At 35.0% G+C, this 17,643-nt stretch carries 20 protein-coding genes; all 20 read left to right on the forward strand.

What is annotated here, in order from left to right:
• The first annotated feature begins 69 nt into the window (after positions 1-69).
• A complete protein-coding gene (locus Q0871_RS04595) occupies positions 70-2,625 on the forward strand; it encodes a hypothetical protein (protein ID WP_299318496.1) in 2,556 nt (851 codons plus the stop codon).
• Between the two features lie 3 nt (positions 2,626-2,628).
• Positions 2,629-3,042, forward strand: a complete 414-nt coding sequence (locus Q0871_RS04600; protein WP_299318500.1) for a polymer-forming cytoskeletal protein — start codon at positions 2,629-2,631, stop codon at positions 3,040-3,042.
• Complete coding sequence (locus tag Q0871_RS04605) at positions 3,020-3,247, forward strand: AtpZ/AtpI family protein (protein ID WP_299318504.1); 228 nt, start codon at positions 3,020-3,022, stop codon at positions 3,245-3,247. The genes Q0871_RS04600 and Q0871_RS04605 overlap by 23 nt, the downstream gene beginning before the upstream one ends.
• Positions 3,248-3,250: 3 nt before the next feature.
• On the forward strand, positions 3,251-3,643 hold the full coding sequence (locus tag Q0871_RS18720) for a DUF6168 family protein (protein ID WP_367275128.1): 393 nt from the start codon (positions 3,251-3,253) through the stop codon (positions 3,641-3,643).
• A gap of 93 nt (positions 3,644-3,736) precedes the next feature.
• The gene (atpB, locus tag Q0871_RS04610) at positions 3,737-4,912 is read left to right on the forward strand and encodes a F0F1 ATP synthase subunit A (protein WP_299319782.1); all 1,176 of its coding nucleotides are present in this window, start codon (positions 3,737-3,739) and stop codon (positions 4,910-4,912) included.
• Positions 4,913-4,950: 38 nt separating this feature from the next.
• Complete coding sequence (gene atpE / locus Q0871_RS04615; protein ID WP_027065438.1) at positions 4,951-5,145, forward strand: ATP synthase F0 subunit C; 195 nt, start codon at positions 4,951-4,953, stop codon at positions 5,143-5,145.
• 89 nt (positions 5,146-5,234) lie between these two features.
• Positions 5,235-5,735 (forward strand): F0F1 ATP synthase subunit B, encoded by a 501-nt coding sequence (locus Q0871_RS04620; RefSeq protein ID WP_073241516.1) that lies wholly within the window; start codon positions 5,235-5,237, stop codon positions 5,733-5,735.
• 8 nt (positions 5,736-5,743) lie between these two features.
• Entirely contained in the window at positions 5,744-6,283 is a 540-nt protein-coding gene (gene atpH, locus Q0871_RS04625) for an ATP synthase F1 subunit delta (protein ID WP_073241518.1), read from the forward strand.
• A gap of 60 nt (positions 6,284-6,343) precedes the next feature.
• Positions 6,344-7,924 carry a F0F1 ATP synthase subunit alpha gene (gene atpA, locus Q0871_RS04630; protein WP_282048803.1) on the forward strand — a complete coding sequence of 527 codons (1,581 nt, stop codon included), beginning with the start codon at positions 6,344-6,346 and terminating at the stop codon, positions 7,922-7,924.
• An 81-nt stretch (positions 7,925-8,005) separates the two neighbouring features.
• Positions 8,006-8,869, forward strand: a complete 864-nt coding sequence (atpG, locus tag Q0871_RS04635) for an ATP synthase F1 subunit gamma (protein WP_299318530.1) — start codon at positions 8,006-8,008, stop codon at positions 8,867-8,869.
• A gap of 143 nt (positions 8,870-9,012) precedes the next feature.
• Positions 9,013-10,233, forward strand: coding sequence for a TCR/Tet family MFS transporter (locus tag Q0871_RS04640; RefSeq protein WP_299318534.1), 1,221 nt, complete (start codon positions 9,013-9,015; stop codon positions 10,231-10,233).
• Positions 10,234-10,307: 74 nt separating this feature from the next.
• Entirely contained in the window at positions 10,308-11,150 is an 843-nt protein-coding gene (locus tag Q0871_RS04645) for an alpha/beta hydrolase (protein WP_299318538.1), read from the forward strand.
• Positions 11,150-11,644: an RNA polymerase sigma factor gene (locus Q0871_RS04650; RefSeq protein WP_299318544.1), complete on the forward strand. Its 495-nt coding sequence runs from the start codon at positions 11,150-11,152 to the stop codon at positions 11,642-11,644. The genes Q0871_RS04645 and Q0871_RS04650 overlap by 1 nt, the downstream gene beginning before the upstream one ends.
• Positions 11,637-12,197, forward strand: coding sequence for a hypothetical protein (locus tag Q0871_RS04655; protein ID WP_299318547.1), 561 nt, complete (start codon positions 11,637-11,639; stop codon positions 12,195-12,197). Before Q0871_RS04650 ends, Q0871_RS04655 begins: the two co-directional genes overlap by 8 nt.
• 81 nt (positions 12,198-12,278) lie before the next feature.
• The gene (locus Q0871_RS04660; protein ID WP_299318549.1) at positions 12,279-12,719 is read left to right on the forward strand and encodes a hypothetical protein; all 441 of its coding nucleotides are present in this window, start codon (positions 12,279-12,281) and stop codon (positions 12,717-12,719) included.
• Positions 12,720-12,770: 51 nt separating this feature from the next.
• Positions 12,771-14,231, forward strand: a complete 1,461-nt coding sequence (locus Q0871_RS04665) for an oligosaccharide flippase family protein (protein WP_299318554.1) — start codon at positions 12,771-12,773, stop codon at positions 14,229-14,231.
• On the forward strand, positions 14,228-14,662 hold the full coding sequence (gene dut, locus Q0871_RS04670) for a dUTP diphosphatase (RefSeq protein WP_299318559.1): 435 nt from the start codon (positions 14,228-14,230) through the stop codon (positions 14,660-14,662). Before Q0871_RS04665 ends, dut begins: the two co-directional genes overlap by 4 nt.
• A gap of 16 nt (positions 14,663-14,678) precedes the next feature.
• Positions 14,679-15,620, forward strand: a complete 942-nt coding sequence (locus Q0871_RS04675; protein WP_299318563.1) for a hypothetical protein — start codon at positions 14,679-14,681, stop codon at positions 15,618-15,620.
• On the forward strand, positions 15,621-16,406 hold the full coding sequence (locus tag Q0871_RS04680) for a DUF4292 domain-containing protein (protein ID WP_299318566.1): 786 nt from the start codon (positions 15,621-15,623) through the stop codon (positions 16,404-16,406). It begins immediately after the preceding gene.
• 4 nt (positions 16,407-16,410) lie between these two features.
• Positions 16,411-17,634: a peptidoglycan DD-metalloendopeptidase family protein gene (locus tag Q0871_RS04685; RefSeq protein WP_299318569.1), complete on the forward strand. Its 1,224-nt coding sequence runs from the start codon at positions 16,411-16,413 to the stop codon at positions 17,632-17,634.
• Positions 17,635-17,643: the final 9 nt, after the last annotated feature.

A 17,643-nucleotide genomic window follows, 5' to 3' on the forward strand; every position in this document is an offset into this window, starting at 1 on the left:
TGTTTACCGATGAACTACATAATAATGTGGCTGTTTTTAAGTTAAACATACATACGTAGATCAACTATTTTGAATCTTAGAAACAAACTTATTTTATCGGGTCTTTTGGTGAGTATGCTTTTTAATGCATGTTCTGTTAAGAAAGACAAGTTCGTAAACCGTAACTGGCATGCGCTCAATACCAAATACAATACCTTGTATAATGGTAACATTGCTTTTGAGCAAGGTCGAGAAACTTTGCACGATACCTATCAAGATGATTATTTTGAAGTCTTGCCTATAGAACGTTTAGAGGTTAGCGGCGAAATCAAACTTGACTCCGAAGACAACAATCCTAATTTTCTTATTGCGGAGGAAAAAGCTACTAAGGCTATTCAACGCCATAGTATGGATATTAAAGATGAAGAGCGAAACCCACAAATAGATGAAGCTTTTCTTCTTTTAGGGAAAGCAAGATATTTTGATGAACGCTACATTCCGGCATTAGAATCTTTCAATTATGTACTAAACAAATATTCTGAAAGTGATAAGCTAAACGAAGCTAGTATTTGGAGAGAGAAAGTAAACATCCGGTTAGAAAACGATGATCTAGCAATAAAGAACTTAAAACGCTTAATGAAATATGAGCGTTTAAAAGATCAAGAATATGCCGATGCAAGAGCAATGATGGCGCAAGCGTTTATTAATCTAAATGCACCAGATACGGCAGTTCAAAATCTTAAAATTGCATCGCACTACACTACAAAAAATCCTGAGAAAGGAAGGTACTATTATATTATAGGTCAGTTATATAATCAACTAGGCTTTAAAGACAGTGCTAATTACGCATTTGACAAGGTTATTGAATTAAATAGAAAGTCGCCACGTGTGTACATGATCAATGCCGAAATTGAAAAATTAAAGAATACCGAGGTTACAGCTGAAAATAAAGAAGAGGTACTGGAGTATTTGACCAAATTAGAATTGAACAGAGAGAATAGACCATTTTTAGATGGTATTTACAGACAATTTGCAGAGTTTCATTTAAAACAAGAATCTGATAGTTTGGCTTTGCTTTATTTCAATAAATCATTACGTGCTTCGCAAAACAAGCCCAAATTGAATGCCCTTAACTACGAGAATTTAGCTGAATATAATTTTGATGAAAGTGTGTATAAGCCGGCTGGTGCATATTACGATAGTGTATTGACCAACCTTAATGAGAACACCAAGAAATTTCGTTCTATTAAAAAGAAGCGAGATAACTTAGAAGACGTTATTAAATACGAAGACATCGTACAATATGCTGATAGCGTAATTACAATTTATCAAATGCCGAAAGATGAGCAATTGGCTTATTTTGGAAAGCATATTGAAGAATTGCAAAAGGCAAAAGAAGCTGCACAGAAAAAAGAAAAAGAAAGAATTACCGATGGTTTTGCTGCATTTAGCAATAGTAAAGGCGGTAAAGAAAACAAAGGTAAATTCTATTTCTATAATATAACCAGTTTAGGTTACGGTCAAAACGATTTTAAGAATCGTTGGGGTAATAGAGAATTAACCGATGATTGGCGTTGGTCAGACAAATCGTTAATCAATACTGAAAATGTTGCTTTACAAGATGCAACAAGTGCTAACGATAGTTTAAATGTAGTTAGTGAAGATGAGAAATTCTCATTAGACTTTTACATGGATCGTTTGCCAACAGATGTTGCTGTTATTGATAGCTTAAAAACAGAACGTAATTTTGCGAACTATCAATTAGGATTGATATATAAAGAGAAGTTTAACGAGAATCTTTTGGCAGCTGCTAAATTAGAAGATGTATTGGCATCTAATGCCGAAGAGCGATTGATTCTTCCCTCAAAATATAATTTATATAAGATATACGAAGAAGTTGATAGTCCTTTGAAAGAGACTATGAAGGCAGACATTATTGCCAACCATGCCGACTCTAGATATGCTGAGATTCTATTGAATCCGCAAGCGGTATTGGCAGATAGTTCCGATAGTCCAGAGAAGCGCTATGAGAGTTTATTCAAACAATATAAAGAGCAACAGTATTTACAGGTAATTACAAGTGCAGAGCAAAACATTAATAGATTTACTGGTGATCCTATAGTACCAAAATTTGAAATGCTGAAGGCTAACGCAATTGGTAGACTTCAAGGTTTTGAACCTTTTAAAGAAGCATTGAATTATGTGGCGCTGACGTATCCTAATAACCCGGAAGGTAAAAAAGCTGAACAGATGATTGCAGAGCAGCTTCCTAAGTTAGAGCCAAAAGAGTTTTCTCCTGAGACAGATTCAAAAGGAACATCGAACTGGAAAGTAGTTTTTCCGTTCAAAAGAAGTAATACTGAACAGGCTTTAAAGTTGATAGAATTGTTAGAGCAATCTATCGTAGATCTTAGATATAAAAATATAGTTTCTAGAGATATTTATAACCTAGAAGACCAATTTGTAGTAGTACACGGATTTAAATCTAAAGATTTTGCCCTTGGGTATGCCGAGCTACTAAAAAACAATAAGGATTACCTCGTTGCTGATGAGAATTTTGTAGTTTTATCGGAGAACTATAAGATTATTCAAGTACACAAGAATATTATCGATTATAGAAATACGCTTTTAACCCCAAAACCGTGAACAATGTTTTCAGACAAACAAAAACCTAGAACTATGAATGAAGTAGGAGGTCAACCTAACAGAATAGAGAAGAATACTAAGATTAAAGGAGATATTATATCTGAAGCAGATTTTCGTATAGATGGTAAGCTAGATGGTAATGTAAAAACTTCAGGTAAAGTTGTAATCGGTAAAGATGGTTACATTCATGGTAAAGTAGAATGTGTAAATGCAGATATAGAAGGCAGCTTTAATGGCGAACTTTTAGTGTCTGACTTATTATCTTTAAAATCATCTGCAGTAATAGAAGGTACCGTATCTGTAAATAAATTAGCTGTTGAACCAGGTGCTACGTTTAATGCTTCTTGTACTATGGGTGGCGGTAAAGGTGCTGCAGGTTTAAAATCTTCTAATAATGGAGCCGCAAAAGCCTCGTAATGATAATTCTGAGCTTTTAAGAAATGCCGCAAGCTTATCTGGTGTCGCCATACAAATGGGTGTCACTATATTCTTAGGTAATCTTTTAGGGGAGTGGTTGGATCAAAAATTTGAAAAAACGTTTTTAGAAGACACATTTACTTTACTTGCTGTATTTTTGTCTATCTATTTAGCCATAAAAAAAGTTATGGCGTTAAATAAATAAACGTTGCTAAAAAATATCATTTTATATATAGTCGTGTTCACTGTTGTGGGCGCGACTTCTTATTTTCTGCAAGATTTGGTCCTATCGACTGCACCGACTTATTTTGGTCCGCTTTTGATCAAGGCATACACTTTTCACTTCTTGTTTTCTTTAACATTGGTCGTCATATTCTTAATTGCCTCAAAAAACAATTCATTTTTTGAACAATTGGGTTTTATGTATATGGGTGTTCTGGTTTTTAAGATTATGGTTTTCGCGATATTGTTTTATCCATACTTGTTAGGTGAACTGATTATGCCTCAAATATATAGGGGTGCGCTACTTATACCGGTGATTATTTTTTTGTTTCTAGAAGTGTTTTTTATTTCGAAAATTATGCGCAAAAAAAGACTCTAAATTTTAAAGCTTTAAAATTGGGTAGATTATGCAATAATTAACTACTTTTGCGCAAAATTTCTAGGAGCTAAATTTTTTGATAAAGAACTAATGATGCAAGTTTCAAATACGATTAAAACCTTATTACAACTTCTAATACTTTGTTTTTCATTGCAAAGTTTCGCTATATCTGATACCGAACCAGAAGGTACAGTTAGTACTAAGGAACAGGTAGATGAGTATATTTTACATCACCTTAAAGACTCTCACGATTTTCATTTGTTCTCATATTCTAATGATGCAGGCGAAAGAAAGCACATTGGTTTTCCACTTCCTGTAATTCTTTGGTCGAACAATGGCTTGGCAACTTTCATGTCATCAGAATTTCATCATGACGATAATGGGCAGGTTATAGTTGAAAGAAATGGTTCTAAATTTGTAAAACTTCACAGTAAAATATATGAGTTAGATAATGGAGCAACATCAGTTAGTTTTGATGAAGAGCACCATGCAACGAACGCTCATAAAGCATTAGATTTCTCAATTACCAAAAGTGTTGTTGGTGTGTTGTTAGTAGGGTTGCTTATGTTACTGGCCTTTTCATCATTGGCGAAACAATACGGAAAGAAAAAAATACCTACTGGTTTTGGTAGAGTGTTAGAGCCTTTAGTACTTTATGTAAGAGATGAGATTGCAAGACCTAATATTGGCGAAAAGCATTACAGAAAATTTACAGGATACCTTTTAACAGTATTCTTCTTTATATGGATACTAAACTTAATGGGACTTACGCCATTCGGATTTAATGTGACGGGTCAAATTGCGGTAACAGCTTGTTTAGCAATATTTACTTTGGTAATCTATACAGTTAGTGGAAATAAAGATTATTGGATGCACATTTTGTGGATGCCAGGTGTACCTGTTTTCGTGAAGCCTATTTTGGCTATTATAGAATTAGCTGGTGCATTTATCATTAAGCCTTTCTCTTTATTAGTTCGTTTGTTTGCGAACATATCTGCAGGGCATATTGTAGTAATGAGTTTAATTGCGATCATGTTTACACTTAAAAAGAGTTTAGGTGTTGTGGGTGCAACAGGCTTATCTTTGGTTTTATCATTTTTCATCACCCTTATTGAGGTGTTGGTTGCCTTTTTACAGGCATATATTTTTACTGCGCTTTCAGCCTTATTTATAGGTATGGCGGTTGCAGAACATGATCACGAGCACGAGCATGATTCTCATGGTCATGAAGTGGCAGATGCTGAGGATGTAAGAGGAGATTTTATTTAACAAGAGTTTTTTTAATTTAATTATATAAATCAATTAGTATGGTAACTTACAATTTAATTGGAGCAGGTTTAATCGTTATCGGAGCAGGTCTAGGTCTTGGTCAAATCGGTGGTAAAGCAATGGAAGGTATTGCTCGTCAACCAGAAGCGGCAGGAAAAATTCAAACTGCGATGATTATCGTAGCTGCACTTTTAGAAGGTTTAGCATTCGGTGCTTTGTTCTTAGGAAAATAAGAACACGAAAACCCAAAGACATCTTCCTGTAACGGTTGGTTACAGGAAATGTTTTTTTAATTATTGATTTAGATTTTAAAGATTAGGATATGGAAGTTTTATTGAACGATTTTTCACCAGGTTTGTTTGTTGTTCAAACAATATTATTATTGGCATTAATTTTCTTAATGGTAAAATTTGCTTGGAAACCAATTTTGAATTCGTTGAACGAAAGAGAAGCTGGTATAGAAGAAGCATTGGCTGCTGCTGATAAAGCACGTACCGATATGCAGAACTTACAAGCTGATAATGAGAAGATGCTTCAAGAAGCACGTGCTGAACGTGAGGGGATGTTGAAAGAAGCTCGTGAGATTAAAGAAAAAATGATTTCTGACTCTAAAGAGCAAGCTAAGCTAGAAGGCGACAAAATGTTGAAGCAGGCACAAGCTGCAATCGAAAGCGAGAAAAAAGCTGCTGTTGCTGATATTAAGAGCCAGGTTGCAGAATTGTCTGTAGCTATAGCAGAAAAAGTATTGAAAGAAGATTTATCTAGCAATGACAAGCAATTGAAATTGGTTGATTCAATGTTGAGCGATATAAAACTTAACTAAAAGAAATAATGAGCGAATCTAGAGCTGCATTACGTTACGCAAAGGCAATATTGGATATGGCCAAGGAAAACAAAGCCTTGGATGCTGTTGAGAAAGATATGCGTTCAATCGCCGCTACTATTTCAGGTAGTAAAGAACTTAGAGATGTATTGGCTAGTCCGGTTGTTTCTGGTACTATGAAAAAGAATGCCTTACTTGAAATTTTTAAGGGCAGTCATTCTATTACAGAAGGTGCTATTAATATGTTGGTAGACAACAAACGTTTAGGGATGCTAAACGAAGTTGCCTTAAAATACATTATCATCAATGAGCAATTAAAGGGTAAAGATGTAGCGTATGTTACAACTGCTGTACCTTTAGATGCTGCAATGGAGAAAAAAATATTAAAGAAAGTTGCTGCGCTTACCGGTAATGAGGTTACCATTGAAAGTAAAGTTGACGAAAGTATTATTGGAGGTTTCATCTTAAGAGTTGGAGATTTACAGTATGATGCTAGCGTAAGCAACAAGCTTAATAATTTAAAAAGAGAATTTTCAAATAGTCTATAATAACTATATAGGGCTTCGGATGGTTACATTCATCGCCTAATATCTTATATCTAATTAAAAATGGCAGGAGTAAAAGCCGCTGAAGTATCAGCAATTTTAAAGAAACAATTATCAGGATTTGATGCTACCGCTACTTTAGACGAAGTAGGTACTGTATTAACGGTAGGTGATGGTATCGCAAGAATCTACGGATTAGCTAATGCTCAATACGGAGAATTAGTTGAGTTCGAAGGCGGACTTGAAGGTATCGTTTTGAACCTTGAAGAAGACAACGTTGGTGTGGTTCTTTTAGGACCTTCTAAATCAGTTGGTGAGGGTGATACCGTAAAACGTACGCAACGTATTGCTTCTGTAAAAGTTGGTGAAGGTATTGTTGGTCGTGTAGTGGATACTTTAGGTAACCCTATCGATGGTAAAGGACCTATTGCCGGTGATACTTATGAGATGCCATTAGAGCGTAAAGCTCCAGGGGTAATCTACAGAGAGCCTGTAACTGAGCCAATGCAATCTGGTATTAAAGCAATTGATGCGATGATCCCAGTTGGTAGAGGACAAAGAGAACTTGTTATTGGTGACCGTCAAACTGGTAAGACTACAGTTTGTATCGATACCATTTTGAACCAAAAAGAATTTTATGATGCTGGTGAGCCTGTTTACTGTATCTATGTTGCCATAGGTCAGAAAGCATCTACTGTTGCCGGTATCGCACAAGTATTGGAAGATAAAGGAGCAATGGCATATACTACTATTGTAGCTGCTAATGCATCTGATCCAGCTCCAATGCAAGTATATGCACCATTTACTGGAGCATCTATTGGTGAATACTTCCGTGATACAGGTCGTCCTGCATTAATTATATATGATGATTTATCTAAACAAGCGGTTGCTTACCGTGAGGTGTCTCTTTTGTTAAGAAGACCACCAGGACGTGAGGCTTACCCAGGTGATGTTTTCTACCTACACTCTAGATTATTAGAGCGTGCAGCAAAAGTTATCAATGATGATGATATTGCAAAAGAAATGAACGATTTGCCAGAGGTATTAAAGCCAATGGTAAAAGGTGGCGGTTCTTTAACAGCATTACCTATTATTGAAACACAAGCGGGTGACGTTTCTGCTTATATCCCAACGAACGTAATTTCTATTACTGACGGACAGATATTCTTAGAGCAAGATTTATTCAACCAAGGTGTAAGACCGGCAATTAACGTAGGTATTTCTGTATCTCGTGTTGGTGGTAACGCTCAGATTAAATCAATGAAGAAAGTTGCAGGTACATTGAAATTGGATCAAGCACAGTTCCGTGAATTGGAAGCGTTTGCTAAATTCGGTTCAGATTTAGATGCAGCTACGTTGAACGTTATTGAAAAAGGACGTAGAAACGTTGAAATATTAAAGCAAGCACAAAACGATCCTTATACTGTTGAAGATCAGGTTGCAATTATCTATGCTGGTTCTAAAAACTTGTTAAGAGATGTGCCTGTAGAGAAAGTAAAAGAATTCGAACGTGATTACTTAGAGTTTTTGAACGCTAAGCATAGAGGTGTTCTTGATACATTGAAGTCTGGTAAATTAACTGATGAGGTTACCGATACATTGACTTCTGTTTGTAAGGAGCTTTCTGCGAAATATAAGAACTAAAAAAGTACTGAGTACTGAGTAGTTGGTACAAAGTGTTATAATTGCTTAATACTTTGTACTACTTACTAAATACTGAATAAAATGGCAAATTTAAAGGAGATACGTAATAGGATTTCATCGGTTTCTTCAACGATGCAGATTACCAGTGCTATGAAAATGGTATCTGCTGCAAAATTGAAAAAGGCGCAAGATGCTATTACGGCAATGAGACCTTATGCAGATAAGCTGACCGAACTACTACAAAACTTAAGTGCTAGTTTAGAAGGTGATTCTGGTAGTGTTTATGCCGATAATCGTATTGTGAACAAGGTTTTAATTGTTTCCGTTACTTCTAACCGAGGTCTTTGTGGAGCTTTTAACACCAATATTTTAAAGCAATCGGTTAATCTAGCAGACAATGTTTACGCTGGTAAATCGGTAGATTTTGTTGCTGTAGGTAAAAAAGCAAATGATTTTCTAGGGAAACGTTTTAATGTTATCGCTAATCATAGTGGTGTTTATGATGACTTAACCTTTGATAATGTCGCTGATATTGCTGAGAGTTTAATGGCCCTTTTCACTGAAGGGGCTTATGACCGTATTGAAATTGTGTATAACAAATTCAAAAATGCAGCTACTCAAATTGTAATGACAGAACAATTTTTACCTATTGTTCCATTAGAAGAAGTTGAAGTAACTGCAAGTGCAGATTATACTTTTGAACCTTCTAAATTAGAAATTATTGAACAATTGATTCCTAAATCTTTAAAGACACAATTGTATAAAGGTATTAGAGATTCATTCGCTAGTGAGCATGGTGCACGTATGACTGCAATGCACAAGGCAACCGATAACGCAACTGAAATGCGTGATCAATTAAAATTAACATATAACAAAGCAAGACAAGCAGCTATTACTAACGAGATATTAGAAATCGTTGGTGGTGCAGAAGCATTGAATAACTAATACTTCTATTGTATTTAATGACTGAGTTGAGTAAAGTCATGCAAAGCTTGAAAATATATTGAATTGAAAACCCCACCTAAAAGTGGGGTTTTTGGTTTTATATCTTTAAGATTACTTTTTTTTGTCCGACTTTTGCTTTGACCATGAAATCCAATAAAACCGCCTTACTTTTTATTTTTATTACTATTCTTGTTGATGTAATAGGTATCGGTATTATTCTACCTATTATTCCCGAATTGATAATGGAATTAACGGGTGAGGGTAATCACATGGCAATTATCTATGGTATGTGGCTGACCACGGCATTTGCTGGTATGCAGTTTTTGTTTTCACCCGTGTTAGGTGAAATATCAGATCGATTTGGTAGAAGACCAATTCTACTTCTAGCGCTTTTGGGTTTAAGTATAGATTATTTAATACATGCTTGGGCACCGACAATTACCTGGTTATTTCTAGGTCGTTTCTTAGCGGGAATAACTGGTGCCAGTTTTACTGTTGCCTCGGCCTATATCGCAGATGTAAGTACCAAAGAAAATAAGGCGAAGAACTTCGGATTAATAGGTGCTGCATTCGGAATGGGATTTATTATCGGTCCTGGTATTGGTGGTTTTTTCGGGGAGATCAATATTCGACTTCCATTTTACATAGCTGCAGGCTTAACATTTGCCAACTTCCTTTTTGGGTATTTCTTTGTTCCAGAATCTTTAGCTCTAGAGAATAGAAGACAGATTAATTTTTCAAAAATGATTCCGGGAGTTTCTTTGTTTGCATTGCGAAATTATAAAGGCATCTTGTTATTGATATCTGCTTTCTTCTTGGCAAATCTTGCCGGCCAGGCATTACCTTCAACGTGGTCTTATTATGGTATTGAGCGATATGATTGGACTCCGAAACAAATAGGATTGTCGCTAATGGTTGTAGGCTTATTAGTTGCAATCGTACAAGGGTTTTTAGTAGGTAAGATTGTAAAGAAGTTTGGAAAACGAAAGGTAATTACATTCGGATTTCTGCTTTGGACAGTTGGTATGTTCTTATTTTCTTTCGCCAAAGAACCGTGGATGCTATATGCGTTCTTAATTCCGTATGCCTTAGGCGGTATTGCGGGTCCTACTGTGCAAGGCGTAATTTCAAACCAAGTATCTGAAAAGGAACAGGGAATTTTACAAGGATCAATTACCGGTCTAGTTAGTATTACTGCTATACTTGGGCAATTCATCTTTGCGCCCGTGTTTTATTATTTTATACGTCCTGAGGCATCAATTTACTTTCCTGGAGCACCATATGCTCTGGCGGCAGTATTTCTCTTAGCGGCTTTTATTTTAGCATCTACGGCTATAAAAAGAATGGATGTAGAGCCAGAATAATATCTTTTTTCAATTTAGGATGTAACATTTTTTAGTTTTTGAATCTAAAGGGCAAACAAACAAAAACTTTTATGATGAAAAGAATTAAAAAATTACTATTCGGACTACTTCTATTTACTGCCTTTTCTAGTACTGCACAATACAACTCTTTTGAAGTAAAAGTTACTGGCGAAGGAGATCCAATACTCTTATTCCCTGGATTTACCTGTACTGGTGAAGTTTGGAATGCGACCGTAAACGAATTATCAAAGAATTACGAATGCCATGTATTTACTTTTGCTGGCTTTGGAGATGTACCCGCTATTGAAAAACCATGGTTACCAAAAGTAAAAGAAGGTATTTTGGAATATGTTTCACAAAATAAATTAGAGAATCCTGTTTTGCTAGGTCATAGTTTAGGTGGTGCTTTGGCATTGTGGATGGCAGCAGATGGCAATTCATTTAAAGAACTGATAATTGTTGATGCTTTACCATCAACAGGTGCTTTAATGATGCCCGATTTTAAAAGTGAGTACATGGTGTATGATTCGCCATATAATAAACAACTATTAGTTATGAGCGACTCTGATTTTGAAGCTATGGCGCAGCAAATGGCTAATAGTATGACTAAAGAAAAATCGAATCAAGAAATAATTAAAAATTGGATGATTCAGGCGGATCGAGAGACTTATGTCTATGGGTATACCGATTTATTAAAGTTAGATTTACGTGAAGATTTGGCTAAGATAAATTCACCGGTTACTATTCTGGCCGCTACAGAACCTTATGGTTTAGAAATGGCGAAATCCACTTATGACCTACAATATAAAGCGCTTAAAGAATATACCATTGAGTTTGCTAATGGGTCATCTCACTTTATCATGTATGACCAGCCACAATGGTTTATAGAGAATCTTAAAAATGCGTTGAACGACTAATGGGGTCTAAAGAAATTACATATCAGCAGATCTATGAGGAAAACTACCCTAAAGTTATGCGATTGTGCATGGGGTATACGGTAGGTAACGAGTCTCTTGCCAAAGATCTGGCTCAAGAAACTTTTATTAAGGTTTGGCAGAATTTAGAAGGATTTAGAAATGAAAGCGGACTTTCAACTTGGATCTACCGAATTTGTGTAAATACATGCCTGGCTGAAATAAGACGAGAACGTAAAAAGGATAAAAACCTGCAAATTGATAATCTTCAGGTAAGCGATTCTGTTGACAACGCTACAGAAAAAGAAGATATGTTGGTTCAGCTTTACAAATGCATCAATAAATTAAGTAGTACTAATAAAGCTATAATCTTATTGGAGCTAGAAGGATTGCCACAGCTAGAGATTTCTGAGATAATGGGAATCAAGCATGAAGCCATCCGTACTAGAATACATAGAATAAAACAACAACTTACAAAATGTGTCCATAATGAATAATTTTGAAGATTTACAGAATAAATGGCAGAACCAAACTACAATTTCTGCCACCGAAGACGGATTTCAATCGCTTTTAAAAAGTGTAAAATTCATAGAGCAAAAACAAAGAACAGGAAATATAGTATTAACCATCACGATTGTCATTCTGGTTGCGTTTCTACTATATGTTTCTGGATATAAGAGTGCTACATTCATGCTTGGCATCGGTTTAATGATCTGTAGTTTAGTGGTTAGAATAGCTGTTGAGTTATATAGCTTAAAGAAGTTAAGAACTATTAATTTCAGTAAAGAATCAAATACTTTTCGTAGCGATTTAACCAGTTACTATAGTTTTAGAAAATATACACATTACGTAGTTACACCTTTGGCTGTTGGAATTTATACCGTTGGGTTTATAATTTTATTACCCTTATTTAAGGCTACTTTATCAAACGGATTTTATACCTATATTCAATGCTCATCAGTAGTATTTTTAATGGTCTTCTCTGTGTTTTTATACAAACAAGCAAAGAGTGAACTCTTAAAATTGAAACAATTACAATTGGAGGACTAAGCCATTAATTTGTGATAGCCATGTTAAATGACTTATTAAACCCATATTACTTATTATCTTTATAAGAATAATATGGGTCTAATGAAATACGTACTTAGTTACTTTTTACTTTTCTGTCTTTGTTTAACCAGTTGCACCTCGCAGAAAAAACTACAAGTAGAAACTCCGTTTGAGATTGGTAATGCTACATGTCAGCAGTATGCTGGCGGTCGAGAAGAAAGTGGCTCTGGGACTGAATTACGTATTCCGGTTTCATTACTTGAAAATTCTGATATCGAATTAAATGAAGTTTATTTTCGTGGTAAGCAGGTAAAGGCATTGGTGAATATGGTAGATAATCAAAAGATGATTGTAGTTAGAATACCTAACAACAATCCTGAATCATCTGAAACATTAGATTTAAAATTAAATACAGATGAAGCTGTTATAAGTTATAATGAAAATGGAGAAATGAAATATGCTAAAGTAAATGGCATAAAACAAAAGCAACCATTAATTTATAAGGGCGCACCCAAAAACTAACTTTGTAACTAGGCTTTTAATAGGTACTTTTATCGCCTGAATGTATAGTGCTTGAATCCGCTCAAAAAACTTTTTAAACAAACAGCAATCTATGGCTTGGCAACTGTCTTGCCTAGGATGATTTCGTTTTTACTTGTGCCCATTTATACAGATGTAATGGCACCAGGGAAGTATGGAGAGGTAACTCTTATTTTTTCTTGGTTTGCCATTTTCAATGTTTTTTTGGCCTACGGAATGGAAACCGCCTTTTTCCGTTTTTACAAGGAGTCTGAAAATAGGAAAAAAGTCGTTAGTACATCATTATTGTCCATTATGGGGTCTACAGCCTTATTGGTTCTAATTGGAGTCTTTTTTAAGGAAAAATTATCCCTAGCTTTAAATATTGATTTGCCTTTCATGAATTATGTGTTAGGAATTTTAGCACTAGATGCCTTGGCAATTATACCTTTTGCATGGCTTAGAGCAAATGAAAAACCAATGCGTTACGCAATAGTCAAAATACTTAACGTATCGCTTAACTTAGGTCTTACTTTATTTTTCTTGATTCTGTTACCTAAGATGGCAGAAGGTACTTCAGAAGGGTTTCTAGTATCTTTTTATAAGCCTGATTACGAAATTCCATATATCTTGATTGCAAATCTGTTTGCAAGCGGAGTTACTTTATTGTTAATGATTAGGGTTTACATTCGTAGACCTTATGTATTCGATAAAGATCTTTGGAAAAGAATGGTTCGTTATGCGATGCCAGTTATGGTTGCCGGCATAGCATTTACTATCAATGAGGTATTTGATAGGTATTTACTTTCTGAATTGTTGCCTGTAGATATTGCAAAAAGTGAAATGGGTAAATATTCTGCATGTTATAAATTGGCGCTTTTTATGACGCTATTTGCTACGGCCTTTCGTATGGGGATTGAGCCATTTTTCTTTAGCCACTCAGACACTAAGCATCCACAAAAGGCGTATGCACAAATAACGAATTACTTCGTTGTTATGGGTAGTGTAATATTGCTTACAGTTGCTGTCTTTGCAGATGTTTTAAAGCGATTTTTAGTGTTAAATGAAGCATATTGGGATGCAATGCCAATTGTTCCCTTAATTGTATTAGCAAGTTTCTTTCTTGGTATCTATCACAATCTTTCGGTTTGGTATAAAGTTACAGACCGTACAAAATTCGGAGCTTATATTTCAATGATCGGTGCTGTTTTGACTATAATTGTCAATCTAATTTTCATTCCGTATTTTGGATATATGGCATCAGCGGTAGCAACTTTATTAGCCTATGGCACCATGATGTTGCTTTCGTTTTATTTCGGGCGTATGTATTATCCTATTCCATATAACTTTAGAAAAATTATCTTTTATTTAGTAGTATCCATCTTGTTTTCTGCAATATCATTTTACATTTTTGATAGAAATCTTTTCGTCGGTATACCGCTATTACTATTATTTTTAGGCTTGGTGTATAAATTGGAGTTTCAGAATCTAAAAAAATTATATTTAAATAGATGAACATAAAAATCATAAATAAGTCGAATCACGACTTACCGCATTACGAGACAAATGCTTCTGCAGGTATGGACTTAAGAGCTAACCTTACCGAAGCTGTTACTTTACAACCTTTAGGGAGAGCCATTATACCAACTGGTCTTTTCATGGAGTTGCCTGTAGGTATAGAAGCGCAGGTAAGACCTAGAAGCGGTCTCGCCGCTAAAAAAGGAGTAACCGTACTTAATGCCCCTGGCACGATAGATGCTGATTATAGAGGAGAAGTCGGAGTGATATTGATAAATCTGGGTAGTGAAGATTTTGTTGTTGAAAACGGTGAGCGTATTGCTCAAATGGTCATTGCTAAGCATGAACGTGCTGAGTGGAATCTTGTCGATAATCTGTCTGAAACCGAAAGAGGCGAAGGTGGATTTGGTAGTACCGGCGTAAAGTAGTTTCTAAATTTTAGATATGAAGAAGTTGATTTTTTTGGGCTTGCTTGTGGGTGTTTGTAATACGCCCTTGCAGTCTTATGCACAAGAAAATCAAGAATTAGAAGTAGAACAAAGTGCTGAAGTATTTCTAGAAGAATATTCTGATACTTTTCAAGAGAATTTTTTCGAGGGATTAAAACAAATGGGAATAAGAAATTATGACCGTGCCATTACCTACTTTTTAGAATGTAAACGTCTACAACCACAAAATACGGTAGTTACTTTTGAACTTGCTAAGTTTCATTTGTATGATAAGCAATTTATACTCGCTCAAGAATATGCCTTAGAAGCATTGAACGGAGAACCGGAAAATTACTGGTATGCTGAAACTCTCGTTAATGTCGTTGATGCTAGAAAATCTGTACTAGAAGAGGTGAAAGCAGAATTACCTTGGAACAACTTTGAACTAAGAGGTAATTTGGCAGAAATCTATTTTTTAAACGCAGATTACGTTACTGCAAAGTCTGTTTTAAAAGGAATTAAAACGTCAAAAAAACAAAAGTACTTAGAGCAGAAAATTAACGACTCAATTGCTAAACAAGAAAAATTAGTAGTACCTGTAGCAAATGTAGAGAGAACAGAAACTACTGAAGATTTAAACGGTTTAGAAGGGTATAAGTCAAAAATTGAAACCTTGCTTACTGGTGGTTCTGACAATGATATTTTACTTATAACAACCGAAGAGGCAATGGAACGTTTCCCTTCTCAGCCTTATTTCTATTATGCCAACGGAGCATCTTTAAATAAAGCGCTGAAATATAAAGATGCTATTGAAATTCTAGAGACGGCATTAGACTACATAGTTGATGATGCTAACTTAGAAAATGTTATTTATAAAGAATTGGTAAATGCATATACGGCGACAAATAATACGTCTAAAGCAAATATGTACCTTAGTAAAATTAAATCAGGATTTTAAATGACGAAGTTTTTGAATATAATGAAGATAAAATATGTTTTACTATTGGTCGCGGTAGTTTTTATGGCGTCTTGTAAAAGTACAAAGGTGATTTCTGGTGGTACAGTAGATGCAAAATTGTCGTCTAAATCGGTGATAAAAGCACATTACCAAAACGAAGCTGGATTTAAGACCTTAGCGGGTAGGGTTAAAATTAATTATTCCGATGGCGAATCTTCTCAAGGTGTTTCGGTTAGCTTACGAATGGAAAAAGACAAAGCCATTTGGATGAGTGCTCCATTAGGTATTGTAAAGGCATACATCACGCCAAATAGAGTGTCGTTTTATAACAAATTACAAAACGAATATTTTGATGGTGATTTTTCATATTTAAGTGATTTGCTTGGGACCGAGGTAGATTTTTCTATTCTACAAAATTTACTAACCGGTCAGGCAATAGTAGATTTAAGAGATGAGAAATATGATATTGGTATATCTGAAGATAATTATAGGCTTACTCCAAAGCAGCAAGGTACTTTGTACAAAACCTTGTTTCAAATAGAGCCTAAAAATTTTAAAATGGCTTTGCAGCAATTATCCCAACCTGCAGACAAACGTTTGTTAGAAATTACCTATAAAAATTATCAAAGTATAGATAAAGAAGTTTTGCCCAATGAGATTATGGTAAAGGCTATAAGTAAGGATAAGATGAATACGATTGACCTGGAGTTTAAAAATTTAGAATTGAACGGAAAAGTTAACTTTCCATATTCAATACCAAAAGGGTTTAATGAAATAGAGTTGTAAGCAGATGTTATTCAAATTAAAATATGGTCTTTTTCTTTTAGTGCTGTTCACTGCGGTATCCGCCTTTGCGCAAACCAGTGAGCAAAAAGCTTTAGAGGAAAAACGTGAGCAACTGCAGACTGAAATACGGGATATCAACAGATTACTTTTTGCCGAGAAAAAGGAAAAAGGGAATGTTCTGGATCAGATGGAAGCATTGGATAAAAAGATTACTGTACGTCAACAATTAATTCGAGTTACCAATCAACAATCTAACTTGTTGAACAGGCAGATCAATACCAATATTAGAAATATAGGTAAATTAAAGAACGAACTGCAAGAAGTAAAGGACGAGTATGCTAAAATGATACAGAAGTCATATCAGAACAAATCAAAACAAAATAGATTAATGTTTTTGTTGTCGTCAGAAAGCTTTTTTCAGGCATTTAAAAGACTTCAGTATATGAAGCAATATACTGACTATAGAAAAGAGCAAGGAGCTCAAATATTAGCTAAAACAGAAGAGCTTTCACGGTTAAATTCAGATTTGAACGAAGAGCGTAAAGTTAAAGAGGTTTTGTTGGCTCAAAACAAAAAAGCAAAAAATCAATTATTTGCTGAAATACAGACTCAAAAAGCATTATTAGGTACTATTCGTAAAAACGAGAGTAAGTATACTAGTGCTATTGATAAGAAGAAGAAGGAATCTAGAAAAATAGATCAGCAAATTGAAAAGCTGATTAGAAGTGCTATTGCGGCATCCAATAAAAAAACGGGAAGTACTACCAAAAATTCAAGCAAATTTGTGTTAACTCCCGAAGCTACGGTTATTGCAAATAACTTTTCTGCAAATAAAGGTAAATTGATTTGGCCAGTTGAAAAGGGAATTAAAAGTCAAGGATTCGGAGTCTATGCTGATCCTGTTTATCCAGGAATTAAACACCAAAGCAATGGTGTAATCATTGCAACTGATGAGGGTTCTAAAGCACGTGCCATTTTTGAAGGTGAGGTAATTGCTATTTTGGCTGTACCAGGTGGTAATAAAGGTGTTCAGATTAAACATGGTAATTTTATTAGTACTTATTACAACCTTTCTGAGCTATATGTAAAAAAAGGGGATAAAGTAACTAGTAAAGAAGAGCTTGGTGTTGTTTACACCAATAAGAACAATGGTCAAACCCGATTAAAATTCTACCTATACCAAGATACCTCTCGTCTTAACCCAGAAGATTGGGTGTATCGTCTTTAAAACTTTATA

Source organism: uncultured Maribacter sp. (assembly GCF_947500985.1).
Taxonomy (GTDB): domain Bacteria; phylum Bacteroidota; class Bacteroidia; order Flavobacteriales; family Flavobacteriaceae; genus Maribacter.